Origin of the sequence: Algoriphagus aquatilis, from assembly GCF_042657405.1 — a bacterium.
In the GTDB taxonomy this organism is placed as follows: Bacteria; Bacteroidota; Bacteroidia; order Cytophagales; family Cyclobacteriaceae; genus Algoriphagus; species Algoriphagus aquatilis.
Genome location: NZ_JBHSKS010000022.1, coordinates 25,443 through 46,757, shown reverse-complemented (window position 1 = coordinate 46,757; position 21,315 = coordinate 25,443). Strand labels below are relative to the sequence as shown.

At 41.8% G+C, this 21,315-nt stretch carries 16 protein-coding genes; 4 read left to right on the top strand and 12 right to left on the bottom strand.

From position 1 onward, the window contains the following. Positions 1 to 296 precede the first annotated feature (296 nt). From ACFPIK_RS17625 to ACFPIK_RS17610, 4 genes are all read left to right on the top strand, one after another. Positions 297 to 1,175 (top strand): NHL repeat-containing protein, encoded by an 879-nt coding sequence (locus ACFPIK_RS17625; protein ID WP_377917690.1) that lies wholly within the window; start codon positions 297 to 299, stop codon positions 1,173 to 1,175. Between the two features lie 181 nt (positions 1,176 to 1,356). Beyond that, on the top strand, positions 1,357 to 2,355 hold the full coding sequence (locus tag ACFPIK_RS17620; RefSeq protein ID WP_377917694.1) for an acyl-ACP desaturase: 999 nt from the start codon (positions 1,357 to 1,359) through the stop codon (positions 2,353 to 2,355). A gap of 68 nt (positions 2,356 to 2,423) precedes the next feature. After that, positions 2,424 to 3,716 carry a Zn-dependent hydrolase gene (locus ACFPIK_RS17615; RefSeq protein ID WP_377917688.1) on the top strand — a complete coding sequence of 431 codons (1,293 nt, stop codon included), beginning with the start codon at positions 2,424 to 2,426 and terminating at the stop codon, positions 3,714 to 3,716. 69 nt (positions 3,717 to 3,785) lie between these two features. After that, on the top strand, positions 3,786 to 4,640 hold the full coding sequence (locus tag ACFPIK_RS17610) for a pirin family protein (RefSeq protein ID WP_377917687.1): 855 nt from the start codon (positions 3,786 to 3,788) through the stop codon (positions 4,638 to 4,640). Here the strand turns inward: ACFPIK_RS17610 and ACFPIK_RS17605 are convergent, their stop codons facing one another. The 12 genes from ACFPIK_RS17605 to ACFPIK_RS17550 all read right to left on the bottom strand — a co-directional run bounded on the left by ACFPIK_RS17605 (position 4,641) and on the right by ACFPIK_RS17550 (position 21,302). After that, positions 4,641 to 4,967 carry a hypothetical protein gene (locus ACFPIK_RS17605; protein ID WP_377917685.1) on the bottom strand — a complete coding sequence of 109 codons (327 nt, stop codon included), beginning with the start codon at positions 4,965 to 4,967 and terminating at the stop codon, positions 4,641 to 4,643. 2 nt (positions 4,968 to 4,969) lie between these two features. Then, positions 4,970 to 5,500, bottom strand: a complete 531-nt coding sequence (locus ACFPIK_RS17600; protein ID WP_377917683.1) for a DUF2589 domain-containing protein — start codon at positions 5,498 to 5,500, stop codon at positions 4,970 to 4,972. Positions 5,501 to 5,511: 11 nt separating this feature from the next. Continuing rightward, positions 5,512 to 6,657 carry a hypothetical protein gene (locus tag ACFPIK_RS17595; RefSeq protein WP_377917681.1) on the bottom strand — a complete coding sequence of 382 codons (1,146 nt, stop codon included), beginning with the start codon at positions 6,655 to 6,657 and terminating at the stop codon, positions 5,512 to 5,514. A 30-nt stretch (positions 6,658 to 6,687) separates the two neighbouring features. Beyond that, positions 6,688 to 7,362, bottom strand: coding sequence for a DUF2589 domain-containing protein (locus ACFPIK_RS17590; protein ID WP_377917679.1), 675 nt, complete (start codon positions 7,360 to 7,362; stop codon positions 6,688 to 6,690). Between the two features lie 210 nt (positions 7,363 to 7,572). Continuing rightward, positions 7,573 to 8,346 (bottom strand): Rossmann-like and DUF2520 domain-containing protein, encoded by a 774-nt coding sequence (locus ACFPIK_RS17585; RefSeq protein ID WP_377917677.1) that lies wholly within the window; start codon positions 8,344 to 8,346, stop codon positions 7,573 to 7,575. Between the two features lie 82 nt (positions 8,347 to 8,428). Further along, entirely contained in the window at positions 8,429 to 9,826 is a 1,398-nt protein-coding gene (gene lpdA, locus ACFPIK_RS17580) for a dihydrolipoyl dehydrogenase (RefSeq protein ID WP_377917675.1), read from the bottom strand. A gap of 114 nt (positions 9,827 to 9,940) precedes the next feature. Beyond that, a complete protein-coding gene (gene odhB, locus ACFPIK_RS17575) occupies positions 9,941 to 11,464 on the bottom strand; it encodes a 2-oxoglutarate dehydrogenase complex dihydrolipoyllysine-residue succinyltransferase (protein ID WP_377917673.1) in 1,524 nt (507 codons plus the stop codon). Positions 11,465 to 11,558: 94 nt separating this feature from the next. Next, entirely contained in the window at positions 11,559 to 14,345 is a 2,787-nt protein-coding gene (locus ACFPIK_RS17570) for a 2-oxoglutarate dehydrogenase E1 component (protein ID WP_377917671.1), read from the bottom strand. Between the two features lie 151 nt (positions 14,346 to 14,496). Further along, positions 14,497 to 15,429: a hypothetical protein gene (locus tag ACFPIK_RS17565; protein WP_377917669.1), complete on the bottom strand. Its 933-nt coding sequence runs from the start codon at positions 15,427 to 15,429 to the stop codon at positions 14,497 to 14,499. Between the two features lie 18 nt (positions 15,430 to 15,447). Further along, a complete protein-coding gene (locus ACFPIK_RS17560; protein ID WP_377917667.1) occupies positions 15,448 to 17,103 on the bottom strand; it encodes a SusD/RagB family nutrient-binding outer membrane lipoprotein in 1,656 nt (551 codons plus the stop codon). A gap of 18 nt (positions 17,104 to 17,121) precedes the next feature. Next, a complete protein-coding gene (locus ACFPIK_RS17555; protein WP_377917665.1) occupies positions 17,122 to 20,358 on the bottom strand; it encodes a SusC/RagA family TonB-linked outer membrane protein in 3,237 nt (1,078 codons plus the stop codon). 446 nt (positions 20,359 to 20,804) lie between these two features. Continuing rightward, a complete protein-coding gene (locus ACFPIK_RS17550; RefSeq protein ID WP_377917663.1) occupies positions 20,805 to 21,302 on the bottom strand; it encodes a hypothetical protein in 498 nt (165 codons plus the stop codon). Positions 21,303 to 21,315 lie beyond the last annotated feature (13 nt).

Genomic DNA, 21,315 nt, shown 5'->3' with positions numbered 1-21,315 from the left:
CCATGAACGCTCAGACAAAATGGAACGGAACCATCTTCGCATGGCCATCAATTAGAAAAGACCTAATCGCTTACTTTGAAGATCGATTTAACCAAACTGACACAGTTTAGTGAACACTCCCCTAAAAATCCACTGATGGCAAATTTTCACAACTCCCAAAACCTAATTTTAATCGGCAAGACTTGCCCTTCAGACTAATTTTTGAAACATTCAAAAAACATAATGGAATCCTTCAGGATTTTATTCTGAAATTCATCTTAAATATCAGACCAACAACATTACCAATCGCAATGCTCATGAAAACAAACATTCAATTTTCTCTCGTCGCATTCTTATCTGCTGCAATCCTAACCGTGGGATGTGGCCCTCAAAAGCCAGAAGTTGTAGAAATCGTGGAAGAGGTAAAAACTCCTACACTCACTTTACTTTGGGAGTCGGCGGATTCGCTCATGACCAATGAATCCGTGTTGTTTGATGCCGAATCCGGAAATCTCTATGTATCCAATATTGAAGGACAAGATCCCCTGCAAAAAGATGGCAAAGGGTCGATTGCTATTCTTTCGAAAGAGGGCAAAATCCTCAATCCAGCTTGGGTCACGGGACTGAATGCCCCCAAGGGAATGGCTATTTCCAATGGCAAACTGTATGTGACGGATATCGATGAATTGGTGGAAATCGACATCGCTACGGCTAAGATTTCAAACAAGTGGAAAGTAGATGGAGCTCAATTCCTGAATGATGTCGCTGCTCACAACGGTACCGTGTATTTCACAGATATGAATACCGGCAAAGTTCACTCCTTTGCAAATGGAACTATTTCTACTATTTCCGAAGGAAATAAATCAATCAATGGAATAGCTGTTGCTGCTGACGGAACGATTTACGGCTTGGATGCCAGCGGACTGAAAAAGTGGAATGCAGATGGAACAACCATTGTGGTAAATAGTCAAGTAACTGGTGGAGATGGTTTGGTGATCTTGGGAGATGGAAATTTTGTGGCTTCCAGATGGATCGGGGAAATTTGGTTTGCAAGCGACTCTACCCAAACCATGATACTAGATACCAAAGCTGCTGAATCTAACACGGCCGACATTGGGTACAACGCTGCTGAAAAAATTGTCTATGTGCCCACATTTTATAAAAATAAAGTCGCCGCGTACAAACTTGATTACTAAGCGACTTCAGCACCAAGCCTCCTTCGGGAGGTTTTTTTATGGATTAGAAAAAATGCCATTCATGGAATCGAATCCATAAGTCCAAATATTTATAAACTTAATGCGAGGATTTGTCCTTACCTTTCTGGATATTAAAAATCAAACTGTCCAAGTATTTCCACTTGGATTAACCAGTACCCGCATGAAATCAGGCGAAATCAATTACGAATTAGAAAAAAACATGGAAGTCATCTCCCAACTCGATCAACTGGTTGGAGATGCGGTGGATAACATTTTGGTCGATCCGGAAAAGTGTTGGCAACCTTCTGATTTTTTACCAGACCTTTCCAATCCTGAAGCATTTGAAGATATTAAACTTCTGCAACAAAGAGCAGAGGGCATTCCCGATACAGTTCTGACTTCATTGATCGGCAATATGATCACAGAGGAAGCACTCCCCTCCTATCAAACTTATTTCAACTTACTTGAAGGGATAAATGAAGAGCGTTCTCTCATTTCTCCTTCGGGTTGGGTAAGATGGTCAAGAACTTGGACAGCGGAAGAAAACAGACACGGAGACTTACTCAACAAGTATCTTTACCTCACAGGAAGAGTTGACATGGGTGCAGTAGAGCGAACCATTCATAGACTAATCGCAAATGGATTTGATGCTAACACCGATGCAGATCCTTACCAAGCTATGATCTACACTTCTTTTCAAGAAAGAGCAACCAAAATCTCCCATGTCAATACTGGGAAACTAGCTGATAAAGCCGGAGATCATGTCCTTTCAAGAATTTGTAAGACGATAGCAGGTGATGAGGCTCGACACGAAAAGGCCTACAAGACTTTTATGTCCAATATCTTCGACATTGACCCTAGCGGTGCGATCAAAGCATTTGAAAAAATGATGAGAAAGCAAATCGTAATGCCCGCGGTCTTGATGGGTGAAGGCGGTCCTAAGCCAGGCATTTACAAGGATTTTTCGGAAATCACTCAAAAAGTAGGAATCTATACGGGTTGGGATTATGCCAGAATCATTGAGCACTTGGTAGAGTTTTGGAAAATAGAAACACTTACCGGTCTAGACGCTGTGGCGACAAAAGCTCAAGATTACTTGGCAAATCTTGCAGACCGCTACATGAGGCTCGCCGATCGAATGAAAGCCCCTGACGAAGTCCGGCTTGCTTGGCTTAAATAAATACCAAAGTCCTTCTTTACAGAAGGACTTTTTTAATGCATTCTTTAAAAAACAATCATTCATCCCCAATGAAATATTTCCTCCTTGCTACTGCAGTATCCCTTTTCTTAACGGAAAATCTGCTGGCCCAAACTCCAAGGACTAACCCTGATCGTCTTCATAGTAACTTGATGACGCTCGCCTCTTTTGGCAAAAACGCTCAGGGTGGATCGGATCGAGTGGCTTATTCCACTCATGATGTGGAGGCTAGAAAATTTATCAAAGATTTGATGCAAAAAGCTGGTCTTGAAATCTCGGTAGACTTTGCAGGAAACATTATTGGTAAAAAATCTGGAAAAAACCCATCAATGAAACCCATTTCATTTGGATCGCATATCGACGAAGTGCCTAATGGAGGAGATTATGATGGCCCTGTTGGTTCTTTGGGGGCCATAGAAGTAATTCATACGCTATCAGAAAACAGAATAGTAACAGACCACCCCTTGGAAGTGATCATCTTTACCAATGAGGAAGGCGGAGTCGTCGGTAGTCGGGCAATCGTAGGCGCATTGAGCGAAGAAGCCCTTCAGGTAAAAAGTAATGCCGGAGTAACGCAGGCTGAAGGAATCAAGCTGCTGGGAGGAGACCCAAGTAGAATCAGCGAAATGAAAAGAAACCCTGGTGATGTAGCAGCCTTTCTGGAATTGCACATCGAACAGGGGGGAAATCTTTACAATGAAAAACTGGACATTGGGGTCGTAGAAGGTATTGTAGCCATTGAGTGGTGGGAGTTTACTTTCAAAGGAAAAGCAAACCACGCGGGTACCACGCCAATGAATATGAGAAAAGACCCCATGCTTCCCGCTGCCAAATTGGTTTTGGCGGTAAATGAAATCGTAACGAGCTACGAAGGCCGTCAAGTGGGCACCGTAGGAAAAATTCAAGCATTTCCCGGTGCTGGAAATGTAATCCCCGGGGAAGTCAAGGTGAATGTGGAAATAAGGGACCTTTCTTCTGAAAAAATCTGGAAAATCTATGAAGATCTAGAGCAGAGAGCCAAAGAAGTTGCATCAGAAGGAGGAATCGAATTGGCAATCAAGCAAATTGAAGTAGCAAGCAAACCTGCCTTAGCAGATCCTATGATCAGGGAAATAATCAAAAATCAAGCTGAAAAAATGGGACTTTCGACCAAAAGCCTTCCCAGTGGTGCTGGTCATGACGCACAAGAAATGGCAAGAATTGCTCCAATGGGGATGATTTTTATCCCGAGTAAAGACGGCATAAGTCATGCCCCAGAAGAATTTTCGAGCAAAGAAGACATCGCAAATGGAGCAAATGTTTTATTGCAAACCATTTTAGAGTTAGATAAAAGACTGAAGTAAAATCTCATCGAATCCAAACCTTTTTGGCTCATTTTACATTAAATGTCTATACAATCATTTGCCATAACCATGAGACCAATCAAACGAATCCATAAAGCTGAATACCGCCCCATTGCCGATTTGGTGACCTACAGCCCGCTTCCGACACGTTCACTTCAGCAGATTGATCCTTTTATTTTTTTAAATCACCATGGTTTTCAAACGTATCCTGAACGAAACCAAGGCCTTCCGTTTGGACCTCATCCACATAGAGGAATGGAGACGGTCACATTTATTTTGGAAGGCGATATCATGCACAAAGACTCTTCCGGGCATGAATCCGTGGTTGGCCCGGGAGGCGTACAGTACATGACTGCAGGACGAGGATTGATCCATGCAGAGGTTTCCAGCAGTGAATTCAAGCGAAAAGGTGGAGACCTCGAGATTCTTCAGCTATGGCTCAATCTGCCCGCAGCCAAAAAGATGGTAAGCCCAAACTACATCGGCTTACAAAAGGATGAAATTCCCGCATTTGAAATGGCTGGCGGCAAAATAAAGGTCCAGCAACTATTTGGGGAATGGAATGGGGTCAATGGTGCATTTGAAGGGACTTTTCCGCTGACGATGAGTACCATATATCTGGAAAAAGGCGGTATGTTCAACAAAAAAATAACTAGTAATGAGAACGTATTTTTCTATATCGTCAGAGGCGAATTGAAAGTCAACGGCGAGGAAATCATGTTCCGCCACTTGGTAGAGTTTGACAATTCAGGAGATACAATCGAAATAGAAGCCTTAGAAGATTCTATTTTGATCTTGGGCCATGCTAAGCCATTCAACGAACCCATGGTTGCCCAAGGCCCATTTGTAATGAATACGCAACAGCAGATTTATGAAGCTTACCAAGATTACCAAGCTGGTAAGTTTGGTACTTGGGAGCACTGATTACAATTGAGATTCTTGACGGACCTTTGCAGCTTGGTTGAGCCCAGACTGGAGCTTTCGTAAGGATTCGAGAGCTCCTTGAGATTTTTGGGCATCGATCTGCAATTCAAGCCCGCAAGAAGGACAAACAACTGGCTCAAGACTGATAAGATGCTGGATACTCACTACAAGTCTGGTAGTGCACTCTGGACAATTGATGCCTGGAGCTCTTGAAATCTCTACTTCTGGCGTTCGCTCTGAAATTGCAGCTGATTTGACAGCTCCAATTTCTTTCTTTTGAAAGAAACCGGATATCCAGTTTTTGATTTTTATCAACCAATTCCACATGATCATTCTTTTTTTGCACTATCCAAAATATTGAGCAGCTGTACCATTCCTAGGGTAGGTTCTGCCTGAGCGAGCTTAATCTTGACAGTCATATTTGCTGTCGTGGAAGTTGCAGGAGCATTTGGAACAGGCTTTTTAGCCAAAATACCTTTTAACTTAAGCTGATTTCTAAGGTCAAAAATCTGGTTGCCTGAGGAGGAGCTTCCTCCGCCATTCGTATGGATATCAGGCTGAGTAAGTGCTAAGTCAAATTCTATTTCAGCCTCAGCAACTCTTAAGGAAGGAATAGGAATGATGGTTAAAAGTGGGACAGTGATACTTGCATTTTGGGAAGTTCCATCCGGATTCACTCGGTTGTAAGTAAAAGAAATATTTCTTACGGTGCCGTAATCTGAAGAAGTAGCATCTCCTCCATTAGAAAACCCAACCTCCTTGATAAAGTCTGCAGTGGCTCTTGCCGCAATAGCTTCCGCCTGAACAACTGCCGCCATTGGGGCACCCAAAAGATCAGAAATAAAACGTGGAGTAATCATAGGAAGTAAGGTTAAAGAATTGATTTTTTACTTTCATCAGCCATCATGGTAAAGTCTTGGGCACTGAGAGAAAACTTGATAGTGGCTAAATTTTCCGGCTTCAGTTGCTTCAACTTTTCACTTTCTACCATTACTTGTATAGTGGTAGCTTTATTTTCATTCAAAATTTTAGATATCCCAAACTCCAAATCAGCTAAGCGTTTCTTCATAATTGTTTCAGAAATGACCTTTAATGCATCGTCCTCTTTTAATTCGACACTAGGCTGTGAACTACTGGGGGGAGTGGGAGTTCCTACTGTTGGAATCCTACCACTCAACCAAGAAGGTGCGATACGTATGGGTGTATTAAGAGCTGTACTTTTTTCAGAGAATGATCTTTCAAAAAAGGCTTTGGGCTGAACTGCCCCTACCTTTTGGCTATCCATTTCTATCATGAACTCCTGATTTCCGGTTTTGATCCTGGCCAGATCCACTTTTGCTACTGTATCTTTCCTAGTTTCAACGATTTCAAGCTTCTTTGTTGAAATCGAAGTATTCAGGATTTTTGCATCGATCAATGCTTCTTTTTCTGAAGTATATAATTTGGATACTGTAAATTCCGGAGTACCATCCTTCGCCAATCCCACTAGCTGATATTCACCAGAAACCTTTGGTATGGCCGCAAGAGATTCTGATTTATAAGCAACCGGAAGAAACTGAGGCAAAACCTTACCGAATGATTCAAAAGAAGTTTTGATCGCTTTTTGTAAATCACCCGAAGCCCTTGAAATCCCCATAAATCCATCCTCTATTGACTGGGAAAGGCTTTTTTCCCATGCTTCTGGAGGATAAGCAGTACCAAGGCTCTTGTACAATTCATTTTCTTGAATAGCTTTTCTTATGCCAGCTCGGATTTCTTTTGCTGTATCATTCGAAAAAGTTTGAATAAAGGCAGTCAGCCTTTGTTGAGACTGACTGCTTTGTACAGGTTTTTCTTCGACTGATTCTATAGCATACTTGATTTCCACTTCAAGATTTTGAATCCCGATTTTTGGCACTGGGAAATACCTCAAAATTTCATCTGCTGCATATAGCTGCGCGAGATTTCTTGACGACTCATCTGCTTTTGATTTAGCCTCATTAATATCACTAAGCAATGAAGCAATGATCTGATTCATTTGACTCATAGAAATAGTACGTTTAAAAAATCAGGAAGTAGGAGGAGTGGAAGAAGCAGGACGCTCTAGGATTGCTTGCTCCATGATGTGTAGAATTTTGGCCAAACCAGCCGGCATTTCATCCTGAACTGCCTTCACATTGATATCAATGGTAAATTGCGTAGAGTTATTCACCCTGGAGCTAGTATTCACGTTGCTATTGTGTCTTGTAGACACTTTGGCATTCATACTAACTGATACGGGTGATAGGAATGAACCAGCCTTAAAATTGACAGTCGTGTCTGTAGAAACACTATTTGACGTTGATGCAGACGTTTTGAACTCCTGCTGTTCGGTGATATTCGCTGTAAACTGGATGGTCATCTCGTCAATCCGGATATAAGGAATCGGAACTATGGTCAACAAAGGGACCGTCAGTTCTACCACCTCTTCTCCTGCACCTGATGTAGTACCACTAGCACTGCTTCCATCAGAAGTTTTTCTTTTAAATTTAAAGGTGACATTTCGAATCTCCCCGATATCACCTGCAGCATCTGCTGTTTCGCCAGCAGCCGCGGTTGCGTCTGTTCGTTTGAATCCTACTTCTTTGATGAAGTTTACTGTAGACTGGGCTGCCAGTGCCTGCGCCTGAATGGCTGCTACCATGGGTCCGCTTATGATTCTGCCAAAAGGAAGGGACCGGAGAGTGCGATTTGCATAACTCATAATCAAAATTGTTTATAGTGTGAGAAAAAAGAAATTCAAAAATCAAGCAGTGTCTGCCAACACTGTCCACCGATACATTGATGAATTTAAGTTATAAAAATCCTGAAAGTCAAATTTTTACAAAGGTAAATTTCAGATTATTAGAATTTTACAAAATTTTTCTTCAAAAAAGACAAGCTTGTTTTTTTAGGTAATATTTGAAAATTACAGTCAAGAATCAATGATATCCTGAGAGATCAGGCGATAGATTTCTGCCAGCTGTTCATTATAAGCTAAAAACCGATGATGCTCATCGAGGGTTTCGTAATCTTCTCGAATGGCAGGTCCTGTCTGTGCTTTTTTTGCCCCAATCTGCAGACTTTTAGATAAGGTTTCTATAATCAAAGGTTTTAGCATTTCGAAGTCCAAACCTTGTCTTTGCATGATTTCCTCTGCGATGCGAATCATGTGATTGGTAAAATTACTTCCAAATACAGCCGCTACGTGTACAGCTTTCCGATCCCTGGATCGCACTTGGTAAACCAAAGGAGATATGGTTTTCGCAAGCTTCTTTAGCTTTTGCAATGTACCCTCATCCTCTGACTCTATTAGAAAAGGAACCTCATCCATCTCTACCTTTTTCCCTTTTGTGAAGGATTGTAAAGGATAAAGAATCCCTGTATAACTGGCCGAGCTATAACCCAAAATCTCCAAAGACATGGTGCCTGAAGTATGGACCAAAATACTATCTTCTGGCAAAATCACCTGGTCAGCTAATTCAGAGATCGCCGAATCCTTTACCGTCAGAATAAAGATTTTTGCCCGGCTTTCCGAGAAGTCCAAATCATCTTTTGGCTCCGCAGAATAGACTCTCTCGGTGATTCCAATCGCATTTTGAATATCCCGAGCATAAACTTCCGTAATCTCATGCCCAGCATCTTCCAATGCTGGAGCCAAGTGCCAAGCTACATTTCCAGCTCCCAAGATTGCTATTTTGAACTTCATTCGGGAATTAAGCCATTTTTTTGAGAAAACGAAAAAGCCATCCTCCGCAAAGAGAATGGCCTTTTCAATTATCATTTAAAATTTATACGTGAAGAGCACGATTATCGGTAGCAGCTAAGCAAGCTTCCTTGAATGCTTCTGTATAAGTAGGGTGAGCGTGTGACATTCTGGAAATATCTTCAGCAGAGGCACGGAACTCCATAGCAACAACTGCCTCGGCAATCATATCGGCTGTACGAGGACCTATCATGTGAACACCCAAGATCTCGTCAGTCTCAGCATCAGCCAAAACCTTAACCAATCCGTCTGTATCCATCGAGGCACGTGCACGTCCTGAAGCCAAGAATGGGAATTTGCCCGCCTTATATTTTCTTCCTTGCTCCTTCAGCTGCTCTTCGGTATATCCTACCGCTGCCACTTCTGGCCAAGTATATACTACACCTGGAATAAGTAAGTAATTGATATGAGGCTTTTGTCCAGCAATTGTTTCAGCTACATATACCCCCTCTTCCTCTGCTTTGTGAGCAAGCATGGCTCCTTTCACCACATCACCTATCGCGTAAATGTGTGATACGGAAGTTTGAAGGTGATCATTTACTTCGATCTGACCTCTCTCCGTAACCTTCACACCAGCTGCTTGAGCATTAAGTCCATCAGTGTAAGGCTTTCTGCCAATAGAAACCAAGACATAGTCCCCTTTGATTTCCACTACCTCGCCTTTTCCATTATCAGCCTTCACGACTACTTCGTCACCAAGATTTTCTACTGCAGTGACCTTATGCTTCAGATAAAACTCAAATCCAAGCTTCTTCAAAGACTTTTGGAGTTCTTTACCCATGGTTTTATCCATAGTCGGGATGATAGAATCCATAAATTCAACCACCGACACTTTGGCTCCTAATCGACCATAAACCGATCCCAACTCCATCCCGATCACACCTCCACCAATGACGATGAGGTGTTTGGGGATTTCTTTCATCTTGAGTGCTTCGGTAGAGGTAATTACCCTTTGCTTATCCAACTTGATGAAAGGTAAAGAAGCAGGTTTAGAACCAGTAGCGATGATGATGTTTTTCCCCTGAATGTCTGTCGATGTACCGTCTTCTTTGGTCACTTTCACAGTGTGGGCATCCACAAAAGAGCCCAATCCATGATGCACATCGATTTTGTTCTTTTTCATTAAAAACTGAATACCATCTACATTTTGCTTTACCACATCATCCTTGCGGGAAATCATTTGTGGTAAATCCACCTTCAAATCACTCAAGTTGATACCATGAGTTTTAAAAGTATGCGCGGCATTGTGGTAATGCTCGGAAGAATCCAGCAGTGCCTTAGAAGGAATACAGCCCACATTGAGGCATGTTCCCCCTAGGGTGGAATATTTTTCTACGATTGCGGTTTTCATCCCGAGTTGAGCAGCACGAATAGCTGCCACATACCCACCTGGACCAGAACCTATTACTATGACGTCGTACATGATTTTTAGATTTTAGAAGCTAAACGCAAGACAATGGTCTTGGTCTAAATTTGTTAAAAAAGGGACCGGTTTTACCCAGCCCCTCGTAAATCGTAATTCCTAAATCGAACTTAATTACACCCCAAACAACAGTCTGGTAGGATCCTCAAGCAACTGTTTCACACGTACCAAGAAGCTAACGGATTCTCTTCCATCGATGATTCTATGGTCATAAGAAAGGGCAATGTACATCATCGGACGGATTACCACTTGTCCATTTTCAGCAATTGGGCGCTCCACGATATTATGCATTCCTAGAATCGCAGACTGAGGTGCATTGATGATTGGAGTGGACATCATGGATCCAAAAACCCCTCCGTTGGTAATGGTGAATGTACCCCCTGTCATCTCTTCGATGGAAAGCTTGTTGTCTCTTGCCTTACCCGCAAGCCTCACGATTTCCTTCTCGATTTGATCAAAAGACATGGACTCTGCATTTCGGATCACAGGGACTACCAGACCTTTTGGGGCTGAAACTGCAACCGAAATATCACAGAAATCATTGAAGACAATTTCATTTCCATCGATCATCGCATTTACAGCAGGCCATTCCTTCAAAGCCACGCAAACAGCCTTGGTGAAAAAAGACATAAACCCAAGTCCCACTCCATGCTTTTCTTTGAATTGATCTTTGAATTTAGACCTTAGATCCATGATCGGCTTCATGTTTACCTCATTGAAGGTGGTAAGCATGGCTGTTTCGTTTTTCACAGCAACTAGTCGGCGAGAGACAGTCTTTCTCAAAGAAGACATTTTTTCTCTTCTCACATTTCTAGAACCCGGAATGATTGGAGCTGCTACCGATTCTGCGGGTTTAGCTGCCGCAGGAGTCGGAGCAGAAACAGTTGCTGGTTTTTGGGCACTCATGGCGTCTTCTTTGGTGATTCTGCCGTCTTTTCCTGTTCCGGAAACTTGGGCAGCTTGAATTCCTTTTTCTGCTAAAATCTTAGATGCAGCAGGGGAAGCATGGCCTGAAGCATACGTAGAAGAACTTGATGGAGCAGAAGCAACTGCCGCAACTGGTGTAGAAGCCGGTGGTGATGCTTGGGCAGCACCACTTTCAGTCACTTCAATTCTGCAGATAAGTCCACCTATTTCCAACACATCTCCTTCTTTAGCCACATGTCTTAGAATTCCGGTTGCTTCTGCCGGAAGCTCAAAAGTTGCTTTGTCAGAATCAACCTCAGCAATGATTTCATCAAGCGTCACAAAATCTCCATCTTTTTTGATCCAATTGGCCAAAGTGACTTCCGTGATCGATTCACCTACTGTTGGAACAATCATTTCTTTAACACCTCCGGTAGCTACAGGCTGAGCGGCAGGAGCACTTGGCTGTGCTATTGGTGTGGATGTAGTAGCTCCAGCAGACTCCTCGATTACACAGATCAATCCACCAATTTCTACCGTATCGCCAGGTTGTGCCTTAATTCTGAGAATCCCACTGGCCTCAGCAGGGAATTCGAATGTTGCCTTATCTGATTCCAACTCGCAGAGTACCTCGTCTAATTGAACAAGGTCTCCATCTTTTTTAAACCATTGTCCTACAGTCACTTCGGAAATTGACTCCCCTACTGTAGGTACTCTCATTTCTTTGCTCATGGTTATATATTTTTGCCTTCGGGATTTTGTGAGAAGGAGGTTTTACACTGTTTTTTTGAAAGAGCCCCAAGCATTTACCTGGGGCATTATAAGATTAAAGCTTCAACGCTTGAGAAACAATAGTTTTTTGTTCTTCGACGTGTACTTTATTGTATCCGGTAGCGGGAGACGCACTTGGCTTACGAGCGATAACGCTCATTGGAAGATCTTTATACAAAAGTCTAAGGAGGTAATTCCAATAACCCATATTTTCAGGTTCTTCTTGTACCCAAACTACTTCTGCTCCTTTGTAATGTTTAAGAGCATCGAGAATCTGATTTTTAGGGAGCGGGTGAAGTTGCTCTACACGGACAATGGCTACATTTTTAACCTTATCTCTTTCTCTTGCTTCCTCGAGGTCATAGTATATCTTACCGGTACAAAGAATTACCCGTTTCACCTCTTTTGGATCCACTGTGGTATCTGGTAAAACTTCCCTGAATCTTCCTGAGGTAAACTCGGAGATTGGAGACACTACTTTAGGATGTCTCAATAGTGATTTGGGCGACATGACTACACATGGCTTTCTGAATTCCCAAGTCAATTGTCTTCTCAATAAGTGGAAGAAGTTAGATGGCTCAGTAATATTGGCCACTACCATGTTGTATTCCGCAGAAAGTTGAAGGAAGCGCTCTGGACGGGCATTGGAGTGCTCTGGTCCTTGACCTTCATAGCCATGAGGCAACAACATCACGATACCGTTCATTTTCTGCCATTTGGATTCTCCAGAAGAGATAAACTGGTCAATCATGGTTTGGGCACCGTTGGCGAAGTCACCAAACTGACCTTCCCAGATAGTCAGAGAATTAGGATTTGCCATGGCATAACCATACTCAAAGCCTAACACAGCATATTCAGAAAGCAGGGAGTTGTAGATGTGAAACTGTCCCTTTCTGTCTTGCATTTCCTTAAGGGAATTGAAAGGCTGATTGGTATTGGCATCATGGATTACGGCATGTCGGTGCGAGAAAGTACCACGCTGCACATCCTGACCGGTGATTCTGACTGTCTTTCCCTCCAAAAGCAAAGATCCGTAAGCAAGCAACTCAGCAGAAGCCCAGTTTAGCTCTTTGGTCTCAAAGAACATTTCTTTTCGCTGCTTCATCTGTGCTTCAATCTGCTTGATAGGCTTAAATCCTTTTGGAATAAAAGTGATAGCCTCCGCTACTTTTTCGATTTGATCCTGAGAGATAAATGTCTCCGGAGATTGTTCAAAATCTTCAGGCTTAGACCTTCTCAAACTTCCCCATTCCCTTTCAAACTTGGTCGCCTGATAAGGAAGCGGTTTTTCTTTGACCATGTTAAGACGGTCTTGAAGCAATTGTCTAAACTCCTCATCCATTTGGGCAGCGATTTTCGCATCAAAATCTCCCCGTTCGGTCAAGCGCTTCACATAGATTTCTCTAGGATTAGGATGTTTAGAGATGATGTTATAAAGCTCAGGTTGGGTAAATTTCGGCTCGTCAGATTCATTGTGACCATGTCTCCTGTAGCAGACCATGTCCACAAAAATATCCTTACTGAATTTCTGACGGAATTCTGCTGCTAGTTTAGCAGCAAAAACAACTGCCTCTGCATTATCTCCATTCACGTGGATAACTGGGGCATCTATGATTTTTGCTACGTCAGTACAATAAATGGAAGTACGGGCATCGTCGAAATCGGTAGTGAAACCAACTTGGTTATTGATTACAAAGTGGATAGTACCACCTGTGTTGTAACCTTTTAAGCCTGCCATTTGGGTTACTTCATAGACTATTCCCTGACCTGCAACTGCTGCATCACCATGTATTAAGATAGGGAGTGCTTTTTTAGCATCTCCTTTATGTTCGTGATCAATTTTGGCTCTAACAAATCCTTCTACGACAGGATTGACTGCTTCAAGGTGGGAAGGATTAGGGGCCAATTTTAAATGAACCTTTTTGTCATCTGGAGTCACGATATCAGAAGAATACCCCATGTGATATTTCACATCACCATCACCCATCGTCAAATCCGGCTTGGCAGTTCCTTCAAACTCAGAGAAAATTTGTTCGTAAGTTTTCCCCATGACGTTTGCAAGAACATTCAACCTACCTCTATGGGCCATACCAATCATAACTTCCTCTACCCCATGAAGGGCGGATGTATTAATGACTGCATCCAAAAAAGGAATAGTACTTTCACCTCCTTCTAGTGAAAAACGCTTTTGACCAAGGTATTTAGTATGCAAGAAGTTTTCAAAAACAACTGCTTGATTCAATTTGAACAGAATTCGCTTCTTCTCCTCATTGGAAGGATTAAATGCTAATGCTTCCTTTTCAACTTTAGCTTTAAACCAATCCAACATCTCTGGATCTCGAATGTAGAGGTATTCAAATCCTATCGAGCCCTCATAAATCGTCTTCAGAGCCGAAATGATTTCAGAAAGTTTTGCATTTCCGATACCCAATTCATTCCCTGCCTGAAAAACAGTATTCATATCTTCTTGACCCAATCCGAAATTTTCAGGATCAATCATTGCCCTACGATCCCTTCTTTCCCTTACTGGATTCGTTTTGGATCTAAGGTGAGCGCGGGAACGGTGAGCATGAATCAGGGCTCTGACTTTAATTTCTTTCGGCAAAAACTCCATATCCATGATGGAACCAGGAGCTTTGATAGAATTAGGGACAACACTTTCAGAAGTCTTTTTAGGCAAAGAAGAACTTTCTTCTTGACCATAATTAGCTAGAGCAAAGTCAAAGCCATCAAAAAACTCCTTCCAACTTGGGTCTATTGAAGCTGGATCATTTTTGTACGAAGCATAAAGCTCATCAATGTAAGACACATGAGCATTTGCTATGAAAGAGAATTTATCCATGGTTATTTTTTGAGAACAAACAAAACTAAGGGATAAGACCCGTTTAAAAAAACTGCTTATTTGCTTTTCCAAATATTAATTATTTACCAAGTACTTAAAAAAAAAGCAACGTCTTTCGACGTTGCTTTTTAAAACTTAATTATGGCCTAAATTATCTCAAAGAAGGCCAAGGTTTACCTGCATTTGACTTAACAGCAACAGTACCAAATTCACCATAAGTATTCTTCCATTCAAATGTCAAAACTTGAGGAGTAACACTTTTTACTGTCATAGAGTAGCTATCACCGTATTTATCAGTACCTGTCATGGTTAATCTACCGCAAGCATCATTGATCCTTACGTTACCGTTACCCCAAGGATCAGGATAACAAGCATTCCAAGCACCGAATGTTCCATCAGATACTGTGTAAGATCCTGGAGATGCAGCCACTGCTGTCCAAACTGTAGAACCTGAGAAGGTTTTTCCACAGAAGGTCTCGAGTGCATCAAACTGATAAGTACCAGCCAAATCAGAAGGACAAATCACAGAAACTGGATATTGGAATGGAGAATTATAGAACGGAGCTCCAGCAACGTTTGTTGTTACGTTGTTTGATGAGAAAGTTCTTCCAAACTTATCATTCAATACCAGTCTAAATTCAAACACATCGCCACCTTCAATTTGAGCAGCAGTAAGACCTACCGCAGCAATAGCCTGGGCAGCTGTTACCTCAAATGAAGCCCTCAAGAATCTGGAGTCTGCATTTGGCTGGAAATCAGAAGCTTGGAGTGTTTTAACCACCACATCATTCTGTGGAGTATATCGAAGACCAACACCAGGTATCAATCTTCTGTGACGTACACGGATTTCAACCGTTTGAACAGTCTTACCATCTTCAATGTCGACAGCTTCAAGAGTAAGCGCAAACTTAGATCCTGGCAGGTTGAAGAAGTTAAACGTTGTGCTTGTTCTAGCAATGGTTCTCAAATAAGCACCAGTATCGAAATCTTTGTAAGGCACATTAGGCTCTACAAAATCTCTACAAGAGCTTAGAAAGATGAGCGCACTTGCCAACAAGCCGAAACTATATCTTAGCATTTTCATTTTTTCTAAATTAATTGGTTAATAAATCCAAGGTGAAGCAGGATTCTTATCCCAGAACACTTGTTGCGCAAGATTTTGTTTCTGAACCGCATTTACGTTGGTCACCATGTAGTTAAGAGGATACAAGAATGATCTAACGAACGGACCTGGTCTTTCTTCCAATGCTGGTTGCATTCTTTCAGGCTTACCTGTTCTTCTGTACATGTTGTAAGCTTCCATACCGTTACCGAACAAAGACAACCAATATTCTCTACCTACCACATTCAACTTCTTGTCTGCGTTTGGCTGAGCATCAAATTGATTTCCAACATAAGCAAGATAGTTGTTAATTCTGGCCGTGAAAGTCGCTGCAGGTTCAAAGGTATTGATTAAAGCACCTTCTGCACCAGCTACTGCGAATGCTCTAACATAGTTCATGTGCTTTTGGATACCAGAAAGCAAAAGAACTTTAGGATCTCCAGTCGTGCCAAGAGTTAAAGCAGCTTCAGCCAACATAAAGTCCACATAAGCAGCCAACATGATCGGGTGAATACCTGCTCCTCTCATACCAAGGTTAATATTACTTACCGGTGCACCTGAATCGTTATCAAAACGACCTCCTGAAGGGAATGGACCATAAGCAGTTCTCTTCAAACCATCTGGTGGAATACCATCTGGATCCAAGTGATCTCTACCCCAATAGCCTCTATTTCCCGCAGGATTACAATAAGGGAAATTACCTACTAGATACTGTGGAGGAGCAATTTGGGAAATACATTCCTGTTCATCTACACTTGTTGTATTTGTCAAAACTTGACGGTACAGATAATATCTAGTTCTAGGATCATCAAATCCTTTTTCTACTGTCAAATGATGCATGAAATCAGTAGACTGATAATCTCCACCACCGTTAGTATACTGACCGGCAAACTTAGGATGTCTAGAATCCGGGTCAGCGTTGGTAGTACCAAATCTGAACACGAAATCATCTCCGTTTGCTAATAGCTGACCACCGGCAATCAAAGCATTGATTCCTGCTCTAGAAGCAGCAGCATCCACCAAACGAGTGTTTAGATAGTACTTCAACTTAATGGTGTTCACAAGCTTATTCCAACGAGTATAGTTTCTGTTGTAGAAGTAATCGTTTGGAGTACCTGCAGCATTGGCTACTGTAAAGTGACCATTAGCCTCATTCAAAAGAGCCAAAGCTGCAGCATAAACAGCAGCACCATTGTCTACTTTTGGATTAAAGTTAGAAGGATCAAGGGCCTCAGAGTAAGGCACATCACCATAGGTATCAACCAAGTCCATCAATACCATTGCTTTGATCGTCTTCGCAATACCCAAGTGACGCTGAAGGTTTGAAGTTTCTGCCAAAGGCAAAAGGAAGTCAATATCAGCTAGGATATTAGCGTAAGCATTTGACCAAGTGCCATTGGTAGCAGTAGCTGTATACGCTGACTCATAAAGAGCAGCACCTTGGTTAATAATACGAGTCAAACGAGCACCACGGTCTGATACTCCAAACCATAAGCTTTGATAATCCAACTGGATTCTGTTCAACAAGAAATCCGGAGATGCTGTAGTTGCGTTAACAGCATTTGGGTTTTCTAACAGTTCATCCAGTTTATCTGCACATGACGTAGCCAATACCATTCCGGCAGCCATCGTCAAGCCATATATAAATCTTTTCATTGTCATTTCAGTTTGGGGTTAGAAAGCAAGAGTCAACGTTCCACCCAATCTTCTAGAGCTAGGTCCAGTTACGAAATCAAATCCAAGACCGTTACCAACACCGGTACCCAACACGTCCACATCGAAGTTCATGTTTGGTGGGAAGTTAAGGGCCAAGAACCACAAGTTTGTACCGCTCAATGCCAAAGAAGCTCTCTTGAATGGAGTCTTCGAGATCAAAGAGTTTGGTAGAGAATAGGATAGGGAAACCTCTCTCAAACGAATCATAGAACCATCGAATACGTTAGGCTCATCTGTTGCTCCCTGATAACCAGAGAAGAAGTAGTCAGCAGCAGTAATTTGATAATCGTTTGGAATGTATCGAGGAGTACCGTCAGCATTGGTACCATCTTGTCTTACACCAGGCATGATGAATGTCAACTCTCTATCAGCTACAGGGTCTTTGGTCACACCACGAGCCAAAGTCGCAGTTACTGTGTTGGAATATACCACACCTTTGTGTCTGTATTCCATCATAGCACTCAAAGTAAATCCTTTGAAGGTAAAGCTGTTGATGAATGAACCATTCCAAGCTGGATTTGGATCACCTAGGATAACCAATTCATTTGTTGGCTTATGAACACCATTTGACAAAATAATTGGCTGTCCATCAGGAGCGCGGTCAAAACCTACACCTTTAATAATGTTGAATGGTTGACCTGGGATTGCAAAGTTGGCAACGTCATTGGAGAAACCAGCAACAATTACTTCTTCCAATCCTCCGCCAAGTTCCATTACAACTGATCTATATAAGCCCCAGTTAATGGTAGAATTCCATTCAAAACCGGATGCAGTAGAAACTGGAGTAACGGTTGCTTGGAATTCAGCTCCACGAGTTCTGATCTTACCGATGTTTAGAGCAGTTGAAGTAAATCCTGTTGAAGGGTCGATTGGAGACTGGGTGATAAGGTCACGTGTATTTTTCTCATACAAAGAAAGATCAAATCTCAATTTGTTGTTGAACATCACACCTTCTACACCAAACTCCAATTCACCATGAAGTTCTGGTCTCAAATTAGGGTTACCCAAAACGTTGGAAACTGAGTGGGTAGTGGTAACCACACCGTCTCTATCAAAAGCTCTAGCATTTTGAGCCAATACGTTTCGAGTGCTGTAAGGACTTGGATAACCAGCCGAAGTACCATATCCCAATCTCAATTTCAAATCATTTACTGTAGAAGATCTCCAGTCAAATGCTGTCGTTGGAATGAAGGAAACAGAACCTCCTGGATAAAGAATACTTCTGTTTTCTTTTTCAACAGTTGAAGTCCAGTCATTACGTGCAGACAAGTTCAAGAACAAATAGTCAGAATAATCCAACGTAATGTTAGTGTACACACCATATCTTCTTTCATCAACACCATAGTTCATGTTTCCACCTGAATAAGCATCAGTACTTGAAGAGTTGGCAAAGTTAGAGTGTCTGAACAATCCGAAAGCCAACTGACCTTGAGATGCAACACCTGACTGAATGTAAGAGTCGTAACGAGAGTTAGCGCCCAACAAAGCACTCATACCGAACTTGTCAGAAAATTCTTTCTTCCAATTCAAGATCAAATCTTGGTTCCAGATGGTGTTGTTGATGTTAACTGTTCTGTAATAACCATTACGGGTTGCCAAGTTTGCAGTAGCACCGCCTTTGTTATACATGATCTCCTGAAGTTCATTGTACGTATCAAGACCCAAACGATACGTCATGGAGAAGTTGTCGTTGAAGTCATAATTCAATGAAGTGGAGTTGAAGAAACGTCTTACATCAGAGGTATTCTTGTAGTATCTAACTAACCAATTTGGGTTAGTAATATCGTTACCACCTCTGAAATATACTGAACTTCTGTCCACAGGGTTCTCAAATGGAAGGTTTTCCAAATCCACTGAACGTGGAGTAAAGAGAACGTGTCCGAATACTGAAGGGATATCACTACCTGAACCGTAAGAAGCGTTTGCAGGAGGGGAAACTAGGTCAGTGATAGCAAACGTGAAAGATGAGTTCACAGAAAGCTTATCGGAAATTGCGGAGTTCAAACCCAATCCGAAGTTATACTTCTGTAGGTTGTTACCAGGAACAAAACCTTCTTCGTCTGTATAACCAAAGCTGGCATTGAATCCTGTTTTATCTGAACCACCTGCAACCTGAACAGACGTATTTGAAATCAAACCTTGTCTGAAGAAAATCTCAGAAGGGTCTTTATATGCTTTGTATTCATATTGAACTGGTGTACCACCTACAACACCATTTACCCAAAACTGAGGGAAAGCATTACGGATAGCAGCAACGGAAGAAACTGCATAAGGGTGGTTGATCGTAAGACCAGTATCCATTCTCGGACCGAAGTTAGAGAAGAAGAAACCTGGAGCTTGCTGGAATCCGTTACCGTAGATTTGACCGTAAGTAGGCAAAGACGCAGCCTCGTTTGTAAATACAGACTGGTTGATAGTCACTTCAGCAGCCTTTCTCTTGGTAGCACCAGACTTAGTTGTAATCAAGATTACACCATTTCGACCTTGGTCACCATAAAGAACGGTAGCAGAAAGACCTTTCAATACAGACATGCTCTCGATGTTGTTTGGATCGATATCCAAGAAACGTGAAGAGGTTGTCGCACCACCTGTGGTAAATCCGTTTTGTGCGTTAGTTGAGGTGTTGAAAGGAACACCGTCTACTACGAACAATGGCTGGTTAGAACCGGTAGCTGAGGAATAACCTCTAATTACCATGTTTGTACCAGAACCAGACATACCGTTAGTAGAGGTAATGTTAACCCCAGGCACCTTGCCCTGCAACACGCGGGCCACGTCTGCTTCTGGACGGTTCTCCAGTTGAGCATTGTCCACCGAAGTTACTGCGTAACCCAGCGCTTTTTTCTCTCTTTCGATACCGATCGCAGTTACTACCACTTCGGATAGTTGTGATGCGTCAGTCGTCAGAGTGACATTGACTACAGTCCGGTTACCGATTGCCTCTTCTGCGGACTTAAGTCCCACAAAAGAGAAAATCAGCACATCGGAACCCGCCGGTACGTTGATAGAGTAATTACCATCCAAATCGGTGGTAGTACCTACTGTCGTACCCTTCACGAGAACCGTTGCACCTGGCAACCCTAGACCGTCTTCCTCGGAAATTACCTTGCCGGTAATTACCCGTTGCTGCGCCGACACCTCATAACTGAGGGCCATGGTGAAAAGCGCAACAACAAAGAGTAAAGCTTTTCTCATAAGGTATTTAGTTTAGTTGATCCGTAAAGAAAATTTATTTGCCTTGAATTTCAAAAGCGGTAAAAAATTCGTTTCAATGGCCCTAAAAGCTAATTATTTGGTTTGATCCATCATTATTAACAAATATTAACCCAAAAGGCTAGATTTTTTAACATTACCAAAACAATATTTTGAAAAACCGTCATTTTTCAACATTTTAAAAAAAATTTTTCTTCTGAAAAAAATATTCAAAACTCAGGGAAATGAGATTTTTTGATGGTTTTTAAGTATAAAACTTAGGCTTTTTATGTTTTCGCCTAAGATTATTTTAAAAATATTCTATTTGATGAAAATAAAATTTACTAAAAGAGAATTTTCAAAATAATTGATTCAATTTTTTCAATTTTTTAGACTATTTATTGCTAAAAAATGAAAAATCGGTTCATTTTTTAACCGGTTTTCTAAATTCAGAAGGAATATTTCAATGTAAAGGCTGCTTCGTCCCACCAAAGTTTTGTGAAGTCCACAAAATTATATGCTGGCTTCCAATCAAAACTCAAATACACATTGGTATTATAGAAATTATACTCCAAGCCAGCTATAAAATCTACTCCATATGCTCTGTAATCCGTAGTACCTTTATATACCCATGGTGGTTCGGCTTTGGGTTCATTCCATATTCCATAGTGGCCTCCTCCACCTAAATACCACTCCATACCTCGAAACTCCCGCACATTCATGTGATGAACATAGAGCAAGGTATAATTCCATCCCTTCCATCTGTTAAAAGCCATTGCTTCGATGGCATCATGATCGGTAATAAATCTTTTGATTGTACCACCAAATGAAGTTCCCGCCCGAAAACCTACCATGGTATTGTACCCCCGCATTTGGTATTGAGCGAAGGTTTGATTGAGACATGAAAAACTTAGAAGTAAAAAGAAACTAAAAAAGACCTTTTTCATACAAGTTAAAGTT

What these genes read in the sequence shown, in the direction of transcription:
- ACFPIK_RS17625 (WP_377917690.1), top strand. Translation starts at nt 297, where the DNA reads ATGAAAACAAACATTCAATTTTCTCTCGTCGCATTCTTATCTGCTGCA.
- ACFPIK_RS17620 (WP_377917694.1), top strand. Translation starts at nt 1,357, where the DNA reads ATGAAATCAGGCGAAATCAATTACGAATTAGAAAAAAACATGGAAGTC.
- ACFPIK_RS17615 (WP_377917688.1), top strand. Translation starts at nt 2,424, where the DNA reads ATGAAATATTTCCTCCTTGCTACTGCAGTATCCCTTTTCTTAACGGAA.
- ACFPIK_RS17610 (WP_377917687.1), top strand. Translation starts at nt 3,786, where the DNA reads ATGAGACCAATCAAACGAATCCATAAAGCTGAATACCGCCCCATTGCC.
- ACFPIK_RS17605 (WP_377917685.1), bottom strand. Translation starts at nt 4,967, where the DNA reads ATGTGGAATTGGTTGATAAAAATCAAAAACTGGATATCCGGTTTCTTT.
- ACFPIK_RS17600 (WP_377917683.1), bottom strand. Translation starts at nt 5,500, where the DNA reads ATGATTACTCCACGTTTTATTTCTGATCTTTTGGGTGCCCCAATGGCG.
- ACFPIK_RS17595 (WP_377917681.1), bottom strand. Translation starts at nt 6,657, where the DNA reads ATGAATCAGATCATTGCTTCATTGCTTAGTGATATTAATGAGGCTAAA.
- ACFPIK_RS17590 (WP_377917679.1), bottom strand. Translation starts at nt 7,362, where the DNA reads ATGAGTTATGCAAATCGCACTCTCCGGTCCCTTCCTTTTGGCAGAATC.
- ACFPIK_RS17585 (WP_377917677.1), bottom strand. Translation starts at nt 8,346, where the DNA reads ATGAAGTTCAAAATAGCAATCTTGGGAGCTGGAAATGTAGCTTGGCAC.
- lpdA (WP_377917675.1), bottom strand. Translation starts at nt 9,826, where the DNA reads ATGTACGACGTCATAGTAATAGGTTCTGGTCCAGGTGGGTATGTGGCA.
- odhB (WP_377917673.1), bottom strand. Translation starts at nt 11,464, where the DNA reads ATGAGCAAAGAAATGAGAGTACCTACAGTAGGGGAGTCAATTTCCGAA.
- ACFPIK_RS17570 (WP_377917671.1), bottom strand. Translation starts at nt 14,345, where the DNA reads ATGGATAAATTCTCTTTCATAGCAAATGCTCATGTGTCTTACATTGAT.
- ACFPIK_RS17565 (WP_377917669.1), bottom strand. Translation starts at nt 15,429, where the DNA reads ATGAAAATGCTAAGATATAGTTTCGGCTTGTTGGCAAGTGCGCTCATC.
- ACFPIK_RS17560 (WP_377917667.1), bottom strand. Translation starts at nt 17,103, where the DNA reads ATGAAAAGATTTATATATGGCTTGACGATGGCTGCCGGAATGGTATTG.
- ACFPIK_RS17555 (WP_377917665.1), bottom strand. Translation starts at nt 20,358, where the DNA reads ATGAGAAAAGCTTTACTCTTTGTTGTTGCGCTTTTCACCATGGCCCTC.
- ACFPIK_RS17550 (WP_377917663.1), bottom strand. Translation starts at nt 21,302, where the DNA reads ATGAAAAAGGTCTTTTTTAGTTTCTTTTTACTTCTAAGTTTTTCATGT.